20 protein-coding genes are annotated in these 17,121 nt (G+C 58.4%); all 20 read right to left on the bottom strand.

From position 1 onward, the window contains the following. Positions 1–36 precede the first annotated feature (36 nt). Positions 37–516, bottom strand: a complete 480-nt coding sequence (locus tag P0D89_RS03765; RefSeq protein WP_408376102.1) for a glycoside hydrolase family protein — start codon at positions 514–516, stop codon at positions 37–39. Further along, positions 513–902: a hypothetical protein gene (locus tag P0D89_RS03770; protein WP_408376103.1), complete on the bottom strand. Its 390-nt coding sequence runs from the start codon at positions 900–902 to the stop codon at positions 513–515. The genes P0D89_RS03765 and P0D89_RS03770 overlap by 4 nt, the downstream gene beginning before the upstream one ends. Positions 903–1,016: 114 nt before the next feature. Next, positions 1,017–2,393, bottom strand: a complete 1,377-nt coding sequence (locus P0D89_RS03775; protein ID WP_408376104.1) for a tetratricopeptide repeat protein — start codon at positions 2,391–2,393, stop codon at positions 1,017–1,019. Between the two features lie 52 nt (positions 2,394–2,445). Next, on the bottom strand, positions 2,446–2,979 hold the full coding sequence (locus tag P0D89_RS03780; protein ID WP_408376105.1) for a hypothetical protein: 534 nt from the start codon (positions 2,977–2,979) through the stop codon (positions 2,446–2,448). Between the two features lie 47 nt (positions 2,980–3,026). Continuing rightward, entirely contained in the window at positions 3,027–3,284 is a 258-nt protein-coding gene (locus P0D89_RS03785; protein ID WP_408376106.1) for a hypothetical protein, read from the bottom strand. 565 nt (positions 3,285–3,849) lie between these two features. Then, positions 3,850–4,758 carry a hypothetical protein gene (locus P0D89_RS03790; protein ID WP_408376107.1) on the bottom strand — a complete coding sequence of 303 codons (909 nt, stop codon included), beginning with the start codon at positions 4,756–4,758 and terminating at the stop codon, positions 3,850–3,852. A gap of 2 nt (positions 4,759–4,760) precedes the next feature. Beyond that, a complete protein-coding gene (locus P0D89_RS03795) occupies positions 4,761–5,387 on the bottom strand; it encodes a DUF2612 domain-containing protein (protein WP_408376108.1) in 627 nt (208 codons plus the stop codon). A 2-nt stretch (positions 5,388–5,389) separates the two neighbouring features. Beyond that, positions 5,390–5,785: a hypothetical protein gene (locus tag P0D89_RS03800; protein ID WP_408376109.1), complete on the bottom strand. Its 396-nt coding sequence runs from the start codon at positions 5,783–5,785 to the stop codon at positions 5,390–5,392. Between the two features lie 11 nt (positions 5,786–5,796). Then, positions 5,797–7,350 (bottom strand): hypothetical protein, encoded by a 1,554-nt coding sequence (locus tag P0D89_RS03805; protein ID WP_408376110.1) that lies wholly within the window; start codon positions 7,348–7,350, stop codon positions 5,797–5,799. A gap of 2 nt (positions 7,351–7,352) precedes the next feature. After that, the gene (locus P0D89_RS03810; protein ID WP_408376111.1) at positions 7,353–8,957 is read right to left on the bottom strand and encodes a baseplate J/gp47 family protein; all 1,605 of its coding nucleotides are present in this window, start codon (positions 8,955–8,957) and stop codon (positions 7,353–7,355) included. 72 nt (positions 8,958–9,029) lie between these two features. Beyond that, entirely contained in the window at positions 9,030–9,383 is a 354-nt protein-coding gene (locus P0D89_RS03815; RefSeq protein WP_408376112.1) for a contractile injection system sheath initiator, read from the bottom strand. After that, positions 9,380–9,640: a PAAR domain-containing protein gene (locus tag P0D89_RS03820; protein WP_408376113.1), complete on the bottom strand. Its 261-nt coding sequence runs from the start codon at positions 9,638–9,640 to the stop codon at positions 9,380–9,382. The genes P0D89_RS03815 and P0D89_RS03820 overlap by 4 nt, the downstream gene beginning before the upstream one ends. Positions 9,641–9,648: 8 nt before the next feature. Continuing rightward, complete coding sequence (locus P0D89_RS03825; protein ID WP_408376114.1) at positions 9,649–10,389, bottom strand: oxidoreductase; 741 nt, start codon at positions 10,387–10,389, stop codon at positions 9,649–9,651. Further along, positions 10,382–11,260 carry a baseplate hub protein gene (locus P0D89_RS03830; protein ID WP_408376115.1) on the bottom strand — a complete coding sequence of 293 codons (879 nt, stop codon included), beginning with the start codon at positions 11,258–11,260 and terminating at the stop codon, positions 10,382–10,384. The genes P0D89_RS03825 and P0D89_RS03830 overlap by 8 nt, the downstream gene beginning before the upstream one ends. Next, positions 11,261–11,572, bottom strand: a complete 312-nt coding sequence (locus tag P0D89_RS03835) for a phage baseplate plug family protein (RefSeq protein ID WP_408376116.1) — start codon at positions 11,570–11,572, stop codon at positions 11,261–11,263. 419 nt (positions 11,573–11,991) lie between these two features. Next, a complete protein-coding gene (locus tag P0D89_RS03840) occupies positions 11,992–12,606 on the bottom strand; it encodes a hypothetical protein (protein WP_408376117.1) in 615 nt (204 codons plus the stop codon). Beyond that, positions 12,606–14,528 (bottom strand): phage tail tip lysozyme, encoded by a 1,923-nt coding sequence (locus P0D89_RS03845; protein WP_408376118.1) that lies wholly within the window; start codon positions 14,526–14,528, stop codon positions 12,606–12,608. The genes P0D89_RS03840 and P0D89_RS03845 overlap by 1 nt, the downstream gene beginning before the upstream one ends. Before the next feature lie 169 nt (positions 14,529–14,697). Further along, positions 14,698–15,159, bottom strand: coding sequence for a hypothetical protein (locus tag P0D89_RS03850; protein WP_408376119.1), 462 nt, complete (start codon positions 15,157–15,159; stop codon positions 14,698–14,700). Beyond that, positions 15,159–15,590 carry a phage tail fiber protein gene (locus P0D89_RS03855; RefSeq protein ID WP_408376120.1) on the bottom strand — a complete coding sequence of 144 codons (432 nt, stop codon included), beginning with the start codon at positions 15,588–15,590 and terminating at the stop codon, positions 15,159–15,161. Before P0D89_RS03855 ends, P0D89_RS03850 begins: the two co-directional genes overlap by 1 nt. Beyond that, positions 15,590–17,098, bottom strand: a complete 1,509-nt coding sequence (locus P0D89_RS03860; RefSeq protein ID WP_408376121.1) for a DUF3383 domain-containing protein — start codon at positions 17,096–17,098, stop codon at positions 15,590–15,592. Before P0D89_RS03860 ends, P0D89_RS03855 begins: the two co-directional genes overlap by 1 nt. Between the last annotated feature and the right edge of the window lie 23 nt (positions 17,099–17,121).

Raw genomic sequence — 17,121 nt, forward strand, 5'->3', positions numbered from 1 at the left:
AGACGGGTATTTGCGAAAAATGCGTCTGGCAGATAATCAGGCGACGTTGGCCGCGATGGGCATAGTCCCCGTCTCCATCGCCTGACACAGGCGCACGGCCCGCTGCCCGGTCTGCGAGTACCATGCGCTCGCCTTCATCCCGGCCGCGGCGACCGAATACGAGCCGCGCTGCATGGCTGCAAGCGTGTTTTTGAAGCCGAGCAGGCCCGTGCCTAGCGCTGCGTTGCCAATCCCCATGTTGAAAACGAGGTTCGCAATAACCCGCTGCCTGACTTCGTCCATTTGACGCCACCACGGCAGCACCTTGTCGAGCTTCGCAAGGCCTGTTGAAATATCGCGCTCAAGGAGTTGATTGACCTGTGCGTCGGTGAGCGGATAGGCCCAGCCGGCCGGTAACGGTGAGGCGGCCAGGTTGTGACCGCAGGCCACGGTATGGAACCCGCGAGTATCCAGATACGGCACGTAGCGCACGCCCTCATCGCGCCGTAGTTCGGCTTCGAGAAGGGTGAGGTTCATAGAGTCGCCAGAATCAGTTTGATGCCTGCGGTGATCGAGTCAGGCAGGGATTGATGGTTCGCGATCCGGAACAGCGCCCAGATGCTGACCAATGGCAGCACCACCGGAATGAAGACCTTGCGCAGCAGGAAGGTCCACGACTCCGCGAGCCGGCAGAAGAACCGCACCGTCTTGACCCCGCCACTCCACATGCCGACGATGGAATCGGTCCCGGTCACGACGGTATCGAGCTTCGCGGCCATCGTTGCCATGGTTTGATCCTGGCTCTTAAGGTGGCCTTTGATGTCGGCCAGCGCCCCGGCGAATTCGGAGAATTTTTCTTCACCTCTGCCGAAACGTTCATCGGCCTTGTTCAAACGCTCGTTGATGGCGTCGATATCGGACATGCGGGCCCCGGAAATGAAAAAGGGCCGCCAACTGGCGACCCAAATGAAACGGGCCCCTGATTTCCCAGGAGCCCTCGCGTTACTCGTGCCGCTCAGTGGCGGCTCGTTCTTCCTTTACCGCACAAACTCACGCAGCGCGTTTGCTACCTCATCAATGACGCTGGACCAGTCGCCACGCCGCTTCTGACGAAACAGCCGCAGCGCTCCCGGATACCAAGGCGAATCAGTCCGATCTTGCATCCACCGCCAGTCGCAACCGATCGCTGGCAGCAGCACCCAGCATGGCTTGCCCAATGCGCCGGCCACGTGTGCGACGGCCGTGTCGACGCAGATAACGAGATCGAGCTGATCGACGATTGCTGCGGTATCCGCAAAGTCGCGAATGTCGGAGCCAAGGTCAACGATCGGCAGTTCAGTGTCGCGCGCCTCGTCTTCACCGGCGCCCTTTTGCAGGCTGACGAATGAGATGCCGGGGATGCTCCATAGCGGACGAAGCGCATCGAGTGCAGTAAGCGACCGCTGAGCGTCGTTTGCATGCACCGTCGAGCCCTTCCAGACGAGCCCGACCTTGAATCCTTTCGGCAGACGCTCGCGCCACCAGTCCAGACGATCCGGAAGCGCTCGCAGATAGGGAAGTGACGCGGGGATAGAGTCCACCGTCGTGCCGAAGTGCAGCGGTAGGCTTAGCGGGAAGGACCAATAGTCGTGCGGCGGCACGGGCTCTGAATCAGTCATGACCTCATCTACCCCGGTCGCCGTTGCCAGCAGATCCTTGAGCGGCGCCGGGCATCGGATTGTCAGGCGCGATAGTCCGCGACCCTTGAGCAGGCGGGCATAGCGGATAAACTGGACGTAGTCGCCGAAGCCTTGTTCGGGCCAGAGCAACAGCGATTTGCCCTGTAGCGGTTCGCCACTCCAAAAAGGGAATGGCAAGTCTGGAATAGAACCTCGTGCGCCATAAACACTATCTGCATTGCGGTCTTCGTGCAGGGGCCACGCTTCCGCATATCGTCCTAGCGTAAGCAGCGTCAGGCCGAGGTTGAATCTCGCCAATTGGTACCCGGGGTCAATCCGGATGGAATTGGAGAGGCTTGATAATGCCTCATCAAGTCTACCCATCCTGTAAGAGACTGAGCCAACCTGATTGTGTGCCCCCGCGTAATCGGGCTCGATTTCCAGTGCGCAGATGCCACTTTCAATTGATGCTTCGAGCTGTCCAATCTTGTCAAGAAATACGGCCAGATTGCAATACGCCTCGGCGTCGTACGGCCAGATCGCTATCGACTTGCGCAACAGATCAACTGCCATCTCATGCTGGCCGATCTGTGCGCATGATGTCCCCATCAGTTTCCAGCCGAAAGAATGCTCCGGGAACTTCTCGGTCAACTTTTGTGCTAGGACGAACGCTTGAGCATAGCGACCCGCAGCATATACATCTGCTGCTGCGTGCATCTGCTCAACGCTCGGGGTGTTCGGGTCTGTGTCAGTCATAAACTGCGGGATGAGTGCTTTCGGACGCCATCATTATCCCGTATTCACAACATTACTGCGCGACGCCGGCGAGGATCTGCGGAATGCGCGCGGCCGTGATGACGACCGGCGTCGGCGCAGTCGGACTCGCGAGATAGCCCAACGATTCCTGCGTAGACGCCAGATTCGGGTCGATGTGTGCGCCGCCCGTCAGCGCGATCTGAAACGTCGCCCAAAATTCCTCAATATCTGCATCCTTCGGAATGGCTGTGCCAGGCGTCGGATTAAGGGAACTAGTCGAAGGGATTCCGCTGTCCGATGCCAATGCCTTTATCATCTGGCGTTCTTTAGACGTGAACGCGAGATAGAACTGCGTCGGCGTGAGCAGGTCGTACACGGTCGGGGCAGGTGCCGACGCTGGCTGAATTGGCGGGTTCGTCCACGTCTTGCGGTTGTCTGCCGTCGTTGCGCCAGCCTCCGTGCCATCCGGGACTTCCGCGAACAACGGCGCCACATCAGCATGAAAGCAGTCGGCCAGCGTGAACCCAGCAGGCGGCACGAACACCTCCACAGCGGTGTTGTTTTTAATGCGTGCGTATGTTGTCATTTCTTAAAACTCCACAACTACGAGGCCGGGACCGCCCGTGCCTCCGGTTACTCCGCCCCCGCCCCCGGCGCCAATACCACCATTGCCACCGCCGCCAGCAGCAGTCGTCCCACCGCCGCCGCCCCCAATTCCACCGCTTGCAGCGGAGCTGGAACCCCCGCCTCCGCCGGCACCGGGCCCACCAATGCCAGCAGCGACATTACCGCCGCTGCCGCCGCCACCAGTGAAGCCATCGAATGGGAATCGAAACACAGCAGAAATTGCATTCGACGTACCGTTACCTGCTGGAGAATTTCCCAACACATCCGGCGCTCCAGCGGCGTTCGTCGAGTTCCCGAATGCGCTTCCGCCTCCAGATAGCGCCGCGAGGGATGAGCCGCCAGCTACGCCACCGCCGCCCGATCCACCCCCAGCAAATGAAGAACCGCCATCTCCAAGCTGAGATCCAGCACCGCCGCCACCGCTATTTGCCGATGCACCCGATGCTCCGCCTTTCGCCTGAAACGTGCCGCCGATGCCAGCACCAGGAGTTGTCCCTGCTGCGCCCGTTGCTGAGATAAGCGCACCGAATGATGATGTGCCGCTCGCCCCCGCCACCGTAACAGCGAATTGCTGTCCCGGAGTTACATTGAAGACGCCATGAGCATAGCCAGCGCCAGCACCTCCAGGGCCATTGGCTTGACCGGGAGATCCCCCACCTACAACGCGAACGCGAACTTGCGAGACACCCGCGGGGACAGTGAAGGGTCCATTAGCCTGAAAGGTTCTCCATAAACCATTTCCGAACATACCCATCCAACCGGGAGGGACGGTTTGCGTGCCCGCTACGGATGTAACACCGCCGGACAAAAAGTCACTTAGTTTTGGCATTTATACAAGCCTCCAATCTGAACCGTTAAACCAGGCGGTGAATTGTTGATCGGCGACGTTCACGATCAGGTCGGACGCCTGTCCCATGATCGTGTTGCCGTTGCGCGCAAGCGTCCACGGTGTCGAACCCCACGAAGCAGTTGCATCGATAAAAGTGAAGGGGGTCTTGGATGGGGTCGCGGGGAGCGTCAGCGTGAGCGGGCCTGCCGATGTATCGACTAGATAAGAACCGGGGGCGATCGTAATACTTGAATTGACATAGACCGCTCCCACGGTTGCTGCGAGATTTCCGGAGCCGTCATTAAAGAGGCCGGCGCCGATACCAAGACCTGATAGCGGACCTGTGACGGGTGTCCAGACTGCTGTCGACGATGTGCCGGTGGTTTTGCAGACCCATAGAACTGTATCGGTCGTATCCCATATCAGCGATGGCGCCGATTGGCCGGGAACCCCGGCGTGTCCAGCCACATTGCCATTCGGATTGCCGGCGTAACTCTGCAGAAAAGAGAATGGAGCCCATCCAGCACCGCCGGCATCCGGGTTTGTGGTGTTGTTATCGACAATACTGACCCACCATGAGCCGCCGCTGGCAGATGTTAGATAAGCCCCCTTCGGATACCCGCCAATCGAAGCTGAAAATGCCGCGTCATAGGTAACGGGTCCACCAGCGTTGGCCCACTGAATCCATGCGGTTATCTGATTCAGGATGCCGTTCATATCCTTGCCGAAGGGCGGGGTACCGCCGGCTCCCTCGGGGATGAACGTGAGCGGCGGGAAGCCATCGGTCAGCGATGCTGCGCCGGGACTTGTCAGTATCTGAGACTGGGTCGGAATCGGGCGGATATAGCCGCTCTGTGCATCCGCTGCGAATGGTAGCGGGAACTTGACCGGTATTTGACTAGCCTGCATATCTATCCTTGAACTATGGTTGCCAAGACACCAGCCGGCCTCGGTAGAACATTGGTGTTTTGCAATATGGCAATCTGCAATGCGGTCAACGTGAAGTGAAACCTATAGGTCATGGTCTTATCCATGCCATCCGTCACGTAGCAAACGAGCCCTGGGAAGAGCGTCCGCAGGATAAGATTCAGGCCGGGTATTGACCCATCCCAAATATTCGCGGCAGCCTTCGCCATAATCAGCGTTCTGAATGCGTTATCTGATAGTGTGGAATTTCCGGTGAGCGCTTCGCCGGAATAAAAAGGCGATTGATTAAATGGATCAGCGCTTGTCGTTCCGGCTTCCTGGAAGCCAAAGTACTTTTGGGTCGCACCGGGAATAGTCCGCGCAACTCCGACTATGCGGCCCCAAACATCAAGGCCGTATCCGACAGCGGTCTCAATGTTCCAAAGCTGGTCATAGAACGCGTCGATGTTTTGCGTCGGGTCGATGTACTGCGAGTAGTATGCGATCCATTGCAGGATGATCGGACTGTTCGCATACTGACTTAAGATGGTCTGCGACCAGTCGAAAGGCTGATCGCCTATCGGACTTATGCCGATCTGGAATTCACCGATACCGCTTGGCTGTTGAGGCATCGTTACACCGTGACGGCGGCCGCCGCGATAAAGAGCGCATCAATCTGCGCGCTCGTCAGGGGGACATTGGCCGATAGGGAATTGATCAGCGGATCGTTTCTTTCGAAGTCGCCGGCACGGTTGAACGCAAATTGTTCAGCAACCGGCAGTGAACTGACGTACGCCGTTACGGCTGAGTAGTACATCTGCTGGCTCAGCGCCATCATCATCTGCGCCGCGGAAACCGTCTGCGGGACGGGCGTCGGGCCAGCCACGAATGCCGTGCCGTTCCAGACCTGCCCCACCTGTCCACCGTCTACCGGAATTTCGGTATAGCCGTTTTGATTCGTCGATAGCTGGCTGTTTTGAAACGTCGTAAGGACGGAACCGTTTGAGCCCAAGATGCAATAGGTCGGCATGAAGAATCCTTTTACCAGACAGGAGCGACGTGGGGATTGATGTAACCGACCGTCGCTAAAGTCGCGCTGTCGCTCGATGAGGTAACCAAATAAGATACTTGTGCCGACGAATTTGTCGGAACCTGGACGTAAGCTCTATTAGAAGTGCCCGTAACAAGCCCGCCTATCAAGGCAATGTGCTGGGTAGATGTTCCGGGGAACAATCTAAACAGATCACCCACCGCCGAAGGGTTAAGGGCCGCTTCAAATATCGCCGTGGTCACAAAACCCGGTGGAGTTGATATGGTGATTGCGGTTTCCGAAACTGCGTTACCAGAAGAAAGATCGTTGGCAGATACCGTCCATAGAAATGTCTGCCCATATTGCGTGAATCCGAGAATCTGCGAGCTAGCGTTAGTCTTGAAACTGCCGATGTATCGGAATGCAGTCGTGCCGGCCGGTGCATTCGCCGCGGTGGGGCTTGTGTCAAAATAGACGTCGAATGCGCCGCCCTTGATGATGGCAAAGACGTGATACCAGGTTGACGCCGCAACGGTTAGACCGGTGCCCATGCCGCTTCCGCCTGAACCGGCCGCCCATGCTCCGGCCGTGGACTTCGTGAATGCCGTTCCGGTCATCATCACGGCATTAGCGCTGTCTGCTGCCTGACCCGCAGCGACATCAATTACGCTATTTGGAGTCGTCCCGTCGTTTGAAAGCGTAAAGCCATTGATGTAGCCATTGACCATCGTCAGACCAGTTCCCGATGTGGCCCATGCCGGCTTCCCGCTGACCACGGTGAGCACCTGTGAGGTCGATCCGATCGGCAGTCGGCTGGCTGTCCCGGCCGCGCTTTCGTATGCAATGTCGCCAGTCGTAGTCATAGGCGAAAGCGCGTTGAATGCAGCGCTGGCCGATGACTGTCCGGTCCCTCCGTTGTTGATCGCAACTACGCCGCTGACGTTGCCCGCAGTCAATCCAGAAGCCGTGCCCGTCAGGTTGGTTGCAACGCCCGAAACCGGCGTCCCAAGTGCGGGTGCGACGAACGTCTTGTTGCTGAGAGTTTGGGTGTCAGTGGTGCCGACAATTTGACCGCTTGCAGGAAACGTCTCTCCAGTAACCGCAAGCGCTGTTGTTGCCGTTGTTGCATTTGTTGCCGTCGTCGCCAGCGTTGCGGTCGCGGCATTGCCGGTCGTGTTCTGGTTGAGCGTGGGGAAGTTGGCTGGAACGGCAGCCGATATCCCTAAGCCGCTTCCAAAAAGGATGCCAGTTACACTCGTGCCCAGGGTAATGGAGGGCGTCGTCGTCGGATTCGCTACCATCCCTGAGAAGCCATTGGCTGGATTCACGGACACGCTTGTGACCGTGCCGTTATTGGCTGGCGGAGCGCTAAACCAGCCAGAACCGTTCGAGGTGAGGACATTGCCCGCCGCCTGGGGCATAGAAAAATCCATCTTGCCCGAAAAATAGCTGTTCCACTGGCCTGGCGTGGGCACTTGTCCGAAGGTGAAACCCGGCGCCGATTGGCCAAATGCCGCACACGACAGAAGGGCTGCCGCGATGAACAACGAGAGTCGTTTGAGCATGGTTAGAGCGAGATGTTGATGTTTGCAGCCGAGGTGACCGGGAACTGATTGGTCAGCATTTGCAGCGACGTGGCGGTCATGGCGATGACATTGATCGGGCCGCTCACGAACGTCTGCGAATTGGTGATCGTGTAGGTGCCAGTGCCACCAGCAGTTCCAGTCAGCTGGTTGGCGATCTGGGTGCCTGCCACAAGACCGGTTGCAGAAAGCACCTGCCCGGCAGACAACGTGCCCGCGGTTGCCGTGACGGTTAGCGTCAACCCGGAGATTGACCCGGTAATCGCGAAGGCTGGTGACGCAGACGATCCGATGGTCAGCGAAAGGATCATGGCCCACGAACCAAGCGCATAGATGCCCGGATAGAATCGGCTGGCGAGGATTTTTGATCCCTGCTGTGACCGACTTCCACCGTCAGCGCCAGTCAGCGCGTTCTGAATGGCCGCAGCTATCAATGCCTTTGCGTTGGCCGGAATGGCCGTCGAATCGATGATCGCAACGTTGAAATAGATTTCGGTGTTGGCCGGGACGTCGTATTTGATCGTGTACGGGATGCCGGGAGCTACATAGGGAAAGCTGCTGTCATACGCCATTTGAGAGGTGTTGCCGGTCATGTTGCAGCCGGGCGGCTTCTTCGACAGGATCGCCTGCGCGACTGCCGATGCTGATCCGCCCGCCACACTGCAGTACATCGAGTTGGCAAGAATCTGGACGCCGCCGAGTTGCAGCGATGTCGACGCGACCGTCTGCGACGTGCTAACCGTGTAGGGGCTGGACGTCCCTGCTGTAATCGTGGTGCCGGGAGTTACACCGGGACCGCTGACGATCTGCCCGATTGCTGGCGTACCGGAAGTGATCGAAGTGACAGTCAATGACGTGCCGCTGATCGACCCGGTAACGACCGCGGAAGCATTGACGGCGATCGGATAGGGGTTTGGGTTGTCCTGAGTGTAGGCGCCCAGCACGCCCGGAACGGCTAGAACGGCCCCCTGTATGGACTGGACGCTGTTAAGCGAGTTGGCCGCGACCGACTGCTGCCGACGCAGCTCGAACGCAGCCCGCGTCTCGACATCGTTGCCGACTTCGCCATCCGTCGCGTTGGTGATCGAATCCCAGCCAGGTATCGCCTGGTAGATGGTGTTCAATGTCCCCGCAGAGCAGGTAATCGGACCTTGCACGTTGTTTGCGAATGGCAGAACGATACTGCCGCCAACCGGTATGGTCCCCGCTTGCGTGCACGAATACACATTGCCGGCGGTATCCGACGCCAACGCGCCGACAGGAATCACGACGCCAGCCAGACCAACACACGTGCATTGAACCGTGGTCGACGATGCCGGGATGCGCGTCATGAAGTAGATTCGGCCGATCGCGTCTTGCATCCGGCCGGAGGCGTATGCAGGATCTACGCCGTTCGCGAGCGCCAAAAACTGAGAATCTTTGTTGCCAATGATGGCCGTCAGGCTCTGCGCGAGCTGGCCTTGCGGCGTTGTCAGCGATGGATTGAGGTTCCCGCCCCACGCTGCGTTTTGATCTTCTTGAACGCCCGCCAGGATCGCGGATTCGGCAGGCGCCAGGAACCCGGTCGGGCCCAGCGTGGCGCTCGGCACATTTGTGGTCGTCATTCGATGGGCGTAAAAAAACCCGCTCGAGGCGGGTTGGTTAGCTGGGGCCGGTGGTGGCTAGAACGTGGCGGCTGTCGTCACTCCGTTGACGTCGGTCACCTGGACTTGGCCTGATAACTTTCTGTCTACAACCGACGTAACGAAAACCTGCGCGCTCGCGACGCCGGGGACCGACTCAGCTGCAGCGACGAGTTGCGACTTGACTGCGGACAGAGACGGAAATTTGCCGAGGATCTGGCTCCAGTAGGGAACGCCTTGCGTCGTGTCGTAGAACACCTCGCCGGCGAAGGTCCGGATCGCGCATGCCGCATCTTGCGCCAGGCGATAAGGCTCGCCCGCTAACGCAATATTCCCACTCGAGTCCAAAGCCAAATCCCAACTGGTCGGGTCGAGATACAAAGAGGAGTTCATGACGCGCTCACCGTGGGGCTGCCTGAATTGATCACCGCGCCGCAGCCGGCCGTATCACCCACGCGCACGATCGACTTGCCTCCGTTCGTACGGGTGGACGATGACGAGAGCGGCGTGACCCCGTGGCCAGCAATGGGGCAACTATGCTGATCACCGGCGCGAGCGACGCCTTTTCCGTCCGCGGCAAGGTTTCCCGAAGCGCTGATAACCGTGCCTCCGTGGGAGCTCGTGTCTCCAAGGCGTGCGACTGCTGGCATATAGATACTCAGTTGAGGGCGATGGATGGCGCAGAAATCGAAACGGGCCCGGTTGCGGTTGCCGTCATGCTGCCGTTGATGTTTGCTGTGGCGTTGCCGTTGGTTGTGATGCTCACGCCAGCTGAGCCGCTGATTGATACCGATGCGGGGCTGTTGATATTGACGCCTGCCGTGCCGCTGATCGTGGCAGTTCCTTGCGCCGACACAGACGCATTTCCTTGCGCGGTCGCCGTGATATTGCCGCCAGCGTTGATCGTCACATTGCTCGGGGTGTTAATCGTGATGCCGTCGGCGTTGAACTGGACGTATTGAACCGGCGTGCCGTTGAGCATGCCACCGAAGTAGACGGCGTCAGCCATCGAGAACATACGCTCGCTGCCGGGATTGGCCTGCGCCTTGTTCGCCTTGACGCTCGAGATGTCGCGATCAGCGAACCCGGCAAAGCCGATATCTCCGACTTGCGGATCGATGATGATTGCGTTGGCACCGCCTTGAAGCCTGAAATATGGCACGTTGTAAAGCGGCCCGTGCGGCGTGACATTCTTGTAACCGTCGACCTGATTCACGAGCGGCTGCAGCGTCACAAAGCCCACTGGGGCGACGCCTCCATCGTTTGTCACGGCCAGCACCTTGCAGGGCTGCATCGTCCGTACACGTGCGAGGATCGACCAGACGAGGAAGGTGTTCGTGTTGTAGTCGGAACCGTTGGATGTTGGTCCGGCTGAGCCGAGGTATCCGTCTTCAAGCATTGGGAGTTGTTTCGTCGGGAGGGGTCGCGAGAATGTACGTGAACCATTGGCCGTCAGGCGTGATACTTTCCAGCGAATGCGACACCTGCTGCACCACGTATGCACCGTCAGGGACTCTGATTGAGCTTTGAACCTGGATTTGAGCGCCGACCTTGATTGATGGGTTGAACAACGTCGTTAGCATCAAGCCGTTGCTTGAAAACGTCGGGTATCCCACCATGCCTGTTTGCGTCGAGATGACGGGAATGCTCGGCAGGCTCCGTGATCCACTCTTCGGCCAAATTTCCAATGACCCGTTATCGATCGTGAAATTGATGCCTGCGGCTTGGGCGCACTCCCGGATCTGCGCAAGTGCCGTTCCGGAAAAATATGGATTCGACAGTTGGACGGAAACGCCGTGATTGATAAACGACAGGTCGGCCATAGATGCCATCGACTGCATGATCGTACCGACATCAGCCTGGCCGGGATAGCTGGACGCACCGACAGGCTTGAGAGCCGCAGCCGCCCCGGCGAGACCGATAATATTTAGCGCGGCGTCAGGGATCTGGTTATAGTCCGCCCAGGCCTCATTGATGTTCCCTGAGTAGACTGTCGTCAGGGCGGAGCCGCTGTCGCCGACCGCGACTATCACCTGGTTTTGAGCCCGGATTGACGTAAATATCTTTCCGATGGTGGTCAACTGATTCATCATGCTCGGCGGCAATCCATAGACGAGCAACTGAATCTGCGGCATCGCGCTGCCGCCGTAATCCTGAATCTCCGCTTTGATGCGCAGCCCATTCAGCGTGACTGTGTTGTACCCAGTATCGCCGAACTGCCCAGTACCGAGTCGGAGTGTTAGCTGAATCTCTTTCTGCCTGAAAGCCATTTAGCCTGCGCCTTGCAAATCCGAAGGTGTGAGATAGCAGAAGACGTATCTCGTCCCGAGGCCTGGGCTCGACGGATCGTCTGTGCCCTGGGAATCATAAAAGAGCACATCCCCAATGAACCCGAGGTACAGGTCACGTACAATCCGATTCAGGTTTTGACAGATTACGCCCGTGATGACCGCGGCGTTATTCACCGACACGTCGCAATAGAGATTCCCCATCTTTTGATACAGATTGAACTGGCACACCTGTCCGCCCAGCAAGATCGAAAGCGTCTGGCTTGGCGTGTCATTGATGGGGATGATCTGCATTTTTTACAACCGCGGAGGGTAACAATGTTTCGATGCTTGCTTGCTATCGCATTTGTGATGCCTATCACAGTCCAAGCGCAAAATTACTTTGTTTCGACGCCGTTTTACGTTCCGAAATCGAGCGAGTCGACGCTAGGCGCTAAGTCCGAGAGGGTAGAAGGGACTCGACAGTGCATCTTCGAGGGAAGCGTATTCCGAATGGCGGCCGCTATACGGGACCAAAGCAATCCGCCCGAATATGCTTTCCGAGCTATCCACCAAGCCAATTTCGACCACATCAACGATGCTTTCATCAAGAAAGCCGTCAATCTCGTCTACTTCGACGACCGTTTCTCTCAGGCTAGCGGATATGCGCTCTCTCAGCAAATCACGAGCGCGTGCATGAATCCGCACAATGACTGGAAGCCCATCCAATAGACTCACTGGAAGCTGGCAACCGCATTCGGCCCAAAAAGCGACGCCATTGACCCGGTCGGCGTCTGCGCCTGCACAGTCCCGGTGTTGGTAGGATCTTGACCATCTGGCTGAGCAGTATTGGAGAATGCAGCCGTCGCGTTCACCATGACCTCATGGAAATCTATCTCGACCGTGAGAAGCCCGACGCCGTTCGTGGATGTGCGCGCATAAGAGTAGTTCGAAACGTTGACGCTCTTGTTTGCGCTACCTTCTGGCGTTATGACCGAATACAGGTTAAGCGACGCGGCCATCTGGTCAAGTTGCGACAGGAACGCCGCCCGATCAGCGACCGTGCCCCCCTTGGTCATGCGAATCTTGATGATCTGCGGAAGGAAAACTTTGTTGTAGGTTTCGAATGCGCCTTGCTCGACTGGATAATTCGGGATGCGCCATTCCTTATGCACATCGAGGCTAACCATCGAATCAGGCTGAAGTGCGGGCGACCCGTCCTGATTAAAGACGCCCCACTGCGGTCCGGCGAAGAAGCCGAGAATGTTGCCCGCATCAGCGATCAGGAGCGATGCCGTATTCGTGACATTAGCGATCTTGCCGAGCAGAGAGGGGATTCCGTTCGCCATTATGCAAGACCCGTGTTAGCCTGCGGCACCGTGAAACTATATTTCGAAACAGCTTTACCGAACTCGCGAGCGATACCTTGAGCGTCAGTCGCGCGCGTCTGGATCGTAATCGGACCGTTGATGTTCGTTTCGGCCGTCGTCGTGTTCGTGTGCGACACGTTAGACGTCGATGCAGGTCCACGAACCGCGCTCACTTGCCCGGCGATTTGCGTTGCATTGGCTTGCCTCGCCGCCTGATCGGCATTGGCCTGACCCACAGACGCGTACAGAACGCGCGCGTAGGCCTGGCGCTTGTCGACGTTCGCTTCCGCTGCGCCCGGCCTCTCGTAATACTGAGAGTGGATCGCCGCCGCCTCTTCTGCAGTTTGCGCTGCTCTCAGCCGCCGGCCGGCTGCCTGCTCCTTGCCTTTTGTCAACTCGTACTGCATGAATGCGAGTTGTTCCTGAAAGGTCGAGGTTTGTAGGGCATGGCCTGACCATTTCTGAAAGTCCTGCACACGGCTACCAAGCCACTGGCCAATCCCGTATGCCCCGGACGTCTTATTCCGGGAGGTCGGGTCGACGCGGCTCTCCTGAGTAAGGCTCCCCACAATGCCGGACGACTGGGCGGGAGTCCATCCCTGACTAACCAAGTAGTCCATAGCCTGCTTCTGCCGGCCGGCCTCTGAATTGCCGAATGAGTTCTTCAGCCATTGCCCGAGCTTCCCGAAGCCGCCCGGAGGTGGCTGCACTGCATCTGGTGTGACAACCACCGCACCGTCACCAGAAGCCATTGCATCAGCAACCTGCTGATCGTGATTCGGACCTTTGGGAATCGCCTTATCGAGTGCCGACTGTCTGGCCAGTTCCGCAGCCGCGCCGAGACCGCCTAGCGCTAAAAGTGCACCGGGGCCAGATAGGGCAATTGCTGCTAGGCCGCCACTTACGCCGGTCAGCGCTGCGGCCAGTTGCAACAGGGGCGAAACAATCGAGAGTACTTTGATCGCAGCCAGCGCGATCAGAACGTTCTTCCAGCCGCCGACCGAATCGGCCGCCTTATTCGCCCACTCGACGAACTTCTGCATCGACGTCACGGCGTCGTCGACCCAACGGCTGATGTCCGCCTTGTGATCGGCGACCCAGTCCGCCATCTTTTGCAGCTTGCCGAGCCACGTCTCGAAAACCGGGATCAGCTCGAGCAGAACCGTCGTGCCAACATACGTCAGACGATCACGAAGATCTAGCCATGCATTCTTGAGCTTCAGTGCTTGAGTAGCCTGCTTCTCGGTGACCGCCGAGTTCTTCAACTGCGCATCGCGCAGAGCCAACATGCCCGCCGCGCCCTGCTTGATGAAGTCGAAGTCTTGGCCGCGGCCGAACATGTCGGCGACGGCACGGGCGCGGCCGGGATCGACCTGATAAATCCGGTGGATGATATCGGCCTGCGCCAGCAGGTACGAATTAGCATCCTTCAGATCGCCGACCTTCCCGCCAAAGCGGAAGAAGGCTTGCATCTGGTCGGAGACTTGCCCCAGCTTGAATTTCGCGATCTGCTGCTGCGAGTCTTGCAGCGCGGTCGTGATACCTTGAGCGCTATCGCCCGAACGCTCCGCCGCACGTTGCCACGCAGACAGATCCTGCGTGCTCATTTGCAGGTTCTTGGACATGTAGCCCAACTGCACCGCAGAGCCTATCGTATGCTCGGTGAAATCCTTGATGCCCATGCCGGCGGTGAAGATCGCCAACAGTGCGAGGACTTCGGTGCGGACTTTCTTGAACGAGTCGACGGCCTGCTTGTTGCGAGCCTCTAGTTCCTTCTGCGCCTTTGCCTCTGCCGCGGACAGTTTGTTCGTGGCATCTTCGGCTTTCTTCTTCCCTGTCAGGAAGCCAGAAGGGTCGAGACCCAATGTGACAAACAGAGCATCGACGATGGTGCCAGCCATTCCTATTCCTTGCGTTCGCTCAGGGTGCGCTCATTTGCGCTATCAACGACGATGATTTCCAGGAAGTCGTATAGGTCTTCCGAGCCATAGACGGTCTGCATTTCATGCAGCGTCGCAAACTTCCTCGAAACCACAAGCCCAATCGCCCGCGAGACGTTCGGATAATCGATCAGGCCTTCGACGCTTCCGCCGCCGCTTCTTGTTTTGATCGGGCGGCGCCTAGAAAAAAATCAAGATGCAGTTCCATCACCGCCTTGCGAAGTTGGAGTCGCGTCGAAACTTCCTCTATGTCATCCTCGATCATCGGGCCGACACAACCGGCACGGGAGCCGCGCCTAATCATCGGCTGTTTCGGATCGGGGACGATGGCCACGCAGTGCATCATCTCGTCGAACAGGGGCTTCGCCATTTCGTAGGGGACGCGAGTCAGCGACTTGATGCCGATCGCCGCGAGCCCGGCGAGGCCGGCTGACAGAAGATCGTCGGGAACCTCTACACCGCAGTTCATCATGATGAAGAGGGCGCGGGTGGCCCATGCTTCAGCTTCCGACGCCGCGAGCTCCTCGACGTGATACATCTTTCCCTGATCACGCCCTGCAGCCGAAATGACAATGGTCTTTTCTTTGCGCATCAGGTCGGCGCTCCGAGGACGGTCTGGAAGTGGATCTCGAACTTCCGGGGCCGCAGGGTCTTGGCCGCCTGCGCGAGCGGCGTGTAGTTCTTGAGTACGCCGTTCGTGAGCGTATAGATTCGGTTGATCGACGGTTGGGTGATAACGCCGAATCCGAAATAGGGAGTCCTTGCGGCTTCCTCGGACGCGAACCACGTTTCGAAAAATGTGTTCGAAGCGCTATCGGCCTGAAGCGTGACAGACAACACTTTGACGGCGGGAATCCAGCCCGCGGACAAGACGCCATCAACGCCGAGGCTGATTTCCTTGTTATCGACTGCGGCCATTTCGTAGGCGTCGTCAGCCGAGAAGCCTTGAAGTTGCTGGGGTACCGTGAAAAGACCGCTGATGCCGATCAGGAGGGTGCTGTTCGCGCTAGTGATATCTGCCATTATTGGACCTCAACGCTGCTGATGTTCAGGGACTGCACGCTGCCACCCTGCACGTACCAGAACGTGATGGGCGGCGTACCGCGATTCGCACGAACCTGTGCCGTCGCCGGGAGTACCTGGAGGTAATACCCTTGCGACTGGAGAACGCTGCCGATATTGACGCCGGCCGCATTGTTGACTTCCGCGATCTGTGCCGCCGACAGCGCGACGTTCTGCGAGATCAGCCCGAAGGTCCGGTATTGCGTGATGACCGGCTGCATGGCCGCCTGGATCAAGGCGTAGCCTGCCGGGTTGTACGGGACAGATTTGACGTTGGTCAGCAATTCCATCAGCGCGAGCTGAAATTGCGAGTTCATGCTGATCTGGCCGATATAGGCATCCGCCCATTTGAACGGGCCGCTGATTGAGCCGGGGTACTTGAAAACGAATCCCTGATTCGCCGTCGCATAGGCCCCATAGAAGTTGTAACCATTCGCAATCAGATTCGCCGCTACGGTCTGATTCGTCACCGTAGCCACCAGGCCCGATTGCGACTTGAACGCCAGCGTCGCTTCGCCGTTGGTCTCGGTGAAGTCAATTGATGCGATGGAGCCAGCGGTGAATGCTGCTTGGCCGTAAGGGATCGAAGGAACCCAATCGAGGATCACCCCTGATATCCCTGCCGCCTTGATCATCTGGCCGAGCGAAGAGACAGCGTCCGTCGACGCGGTCGGCGTGATGTCGGTGTCTTCGCAGGCGTACGCGAACTGATCATTCGTCGTGCCGACCCATTGGGCGAACTCATACTTGATCGCGTTGCCCGAGCCGTTGTCCGGATCGAACAGGGTGAAGAACGTGCACCAGTTGGTCGTCTGCGCAACGATGCCGGCCATGAACGCCGCGGGGGAGGTAACTGCTGCGGCGCCCTGCGACAGCACCGCGCCAGTCGCCTGCGTCAATGCAAGCGAGGCAGCCAGCGTGCCGGTCGCAAATGCCATCGTCGCCGTTGCACCGGTCAGCGTCGTGGTGAAGACGAACGCGCTCGATACGCTGTCATACGTCACCGCGAACGTCGGCGAAGTGAACGCGGCCTGGATCAGTGCAGCAGCCGAAGAGAAGCTGGTTGCGCTCGTGAGCGTGATCGTGCTCGACGTTTCCGATACGCCATCCGATACGATCGTCAGCGTGCCGGTCAACGCCTGCAACTGCGTCAGTGTCATACCAGCGAGACTGCCGCCGCGGAGGTATGCCGCCACAGCCGATTGCGGGTACTGCGCGAACAGCATCGCAGCCGGCAGGACGTTCGAACCCGTGAAGCCGGCGAAGTAAATCGCTGCTTGCTCGGCTTCTTCCGATGCGGGGCCGTAGTAGCTCGACACGGCGGCCGACGAGGGGAACGAAAGAACGCTGCCGATCGGCGTGCGTGTGTTGGTGGACAAAGCCAGGCCGATCAATTCCAGCGCGCTACCGCCAGCGCTGAGAACGCTAGGAAACGCACCGACAATGGCTGATGCTGGAATGCTCTGCATTCGAAAGCTCCAATGAAAAAAGC

Source organism: Paraburkholderia sp. RL18-085-BIA-A, from assembly GCF_046027075.1.
GTDB lineage: Bacteria > Pseudomonadota > Gammaproteobacteria > Burkholderiales > Burkholderiaceae > Paraburkholderia.

What these genes read in the sequence shown, in the direction of transcription:
- P0D89_RS03765 (WP_408376102.1), bottom strand. Translation starts at nt 516, where the DNA reads ATGAACCTCACCCTTCTCGAAGCCGAACTACGGCGCGATGAGGGCGTG.
- P0D89_RS03770 (WP_408376103.1), bottom strand. Translation starts at nt 902, where the DNA reads ATGTCCGATATCGACGCCATCAACGAGCGTTTGAACAAGGCCGATGAA.
- P0D89_RS03775 (WP_408376104.1), bottom strand. Translation starts at nt 2,393, where the DNA reads ATGACTGACACAGACCCGAACACCCCGAGCGTTGAGCAGATGCACGCA.
- P0D89_RS03780 (WP_408376105.1), bottom strand. Translation starts at nt 2,979, where the DNA reads ATGACAACATACGCACGCATTAAAAACAACACCGCTGTGGAGGTGTTC.
- P0D89_RS03785 (WP_408376106.1), bottom strand. Translation starts at nt 3,284, where the DNA reads ATGTGTTGGGAAATTCTCCAGCAGGTAACGGTACGTCGAATGCAATTT.
- P0D89_RS03790 (WP_408376107.1), bottom strand. Translation starts at nt 4,758, where the DNA reads ATGCAGGCTAGTCAAATACCGGTCAAGTTCCCGCTACCATTCGCAGCG.
- P0D89_RS03795 (WP_408376108.1), bottom strand. Translation starts at nt 5,387, where the DNA reads ATGCCTCAACAGCCAAGCGGTATCGGTGAATTCCAGATCGGCATAAGT.
- P0D89_RS03800 (WP_408376109.1), bottom strand. Translation starts at nt 5,785, where the DNA reads ATGCCGACCTATTGCATCTTGGGCTCAAACGGTTCCGTCCTTACGACG.
- P0D89_RS03805 (WP_408376110.1), bottom strand. Translation starts at nt 7,350, where the DNA reads ATGCTCAAACGACTCTCGTTGTTCATCGCGGCAGCCCTTCTGTCGTGT.
- P0D89_RS03815 (WP_408376112.1), bottom strand. Translation starts at nt 9,383, where the DNA reads ATGAACTCCTCTTTGTATCTCGACCCGACCAGTTGGGATTTGGCTTTG.
- P0D89_RS03820 (WP_408376113.1), bottom strand. Translation starts at nt 9,640, where the DNA reads ATGCCAGCAGTCGCACGCCTTGGAGACACGAGCTCCCACGGAGGCACG.
- P0D89_RS03825 (WP_408376114.1), bottom strand. Translation starts at nt 10,389, where the DNA reads ATGCTTGAAGACGGATACCTCGGCTCAGCCGGACCAACATCCAACGGT.
- P0D89_RS03830 (WP_408376115.1), bottom strand. Translation starts at nt 11,260, where the DNA reads ATGGCTTTCAGGCAGAAAGAGATTCAGCTAACACTCCGACTCGGTACT.
- P0D89_RS03835 (WP_408376116.1), bottom strand. Translation starts at nt 11,572, where the DNA reads ATGCAGATCATCCCCATCAATGACACGCCAAGCCAGACGCTTTCGATC.
- P0D89_RS03840 (WP_408376117.1), bottom strand. Translation starts at nt 12,606, where the DNA reads ATGGCGAACGGAATCCCCTCTCTGCTCGGCAAGATCGCTAATGTCACG.
- P0D89_RS03845 (WP_408376118.1), bottom strand. Translation starts at nt 14,528, where the DNA reads ATGGCTGGCACCATCGTCGATGCTCTGTTTGTCACATTGGGTCTCGAC.
- P0D89_RS03850 (WP_408376119.1), bottom strand. Translation starts at nt 15,159, where the DNA reads ATGCGCAAAGAAAAGACCATTGTCATTTCGGCTGCAGGGCGTGATCAG.
- P0D89_RS03855 (WP_408376120.1), bottom strand. Translation starts at nt 15,590, where the DNA reads ATGGCAGATATCACTAGCGCGAACAGCACCCTCCTGATCGGCATCAGC.
- P0D89_RS03860 (WP_408376121.1), bottom strand. Translation starts at nt 17,098, where the DNA reads ATGCAGAGCATTCCAGCATCAGCCATTGTCGGTGCGTTTCCTAGCGTT.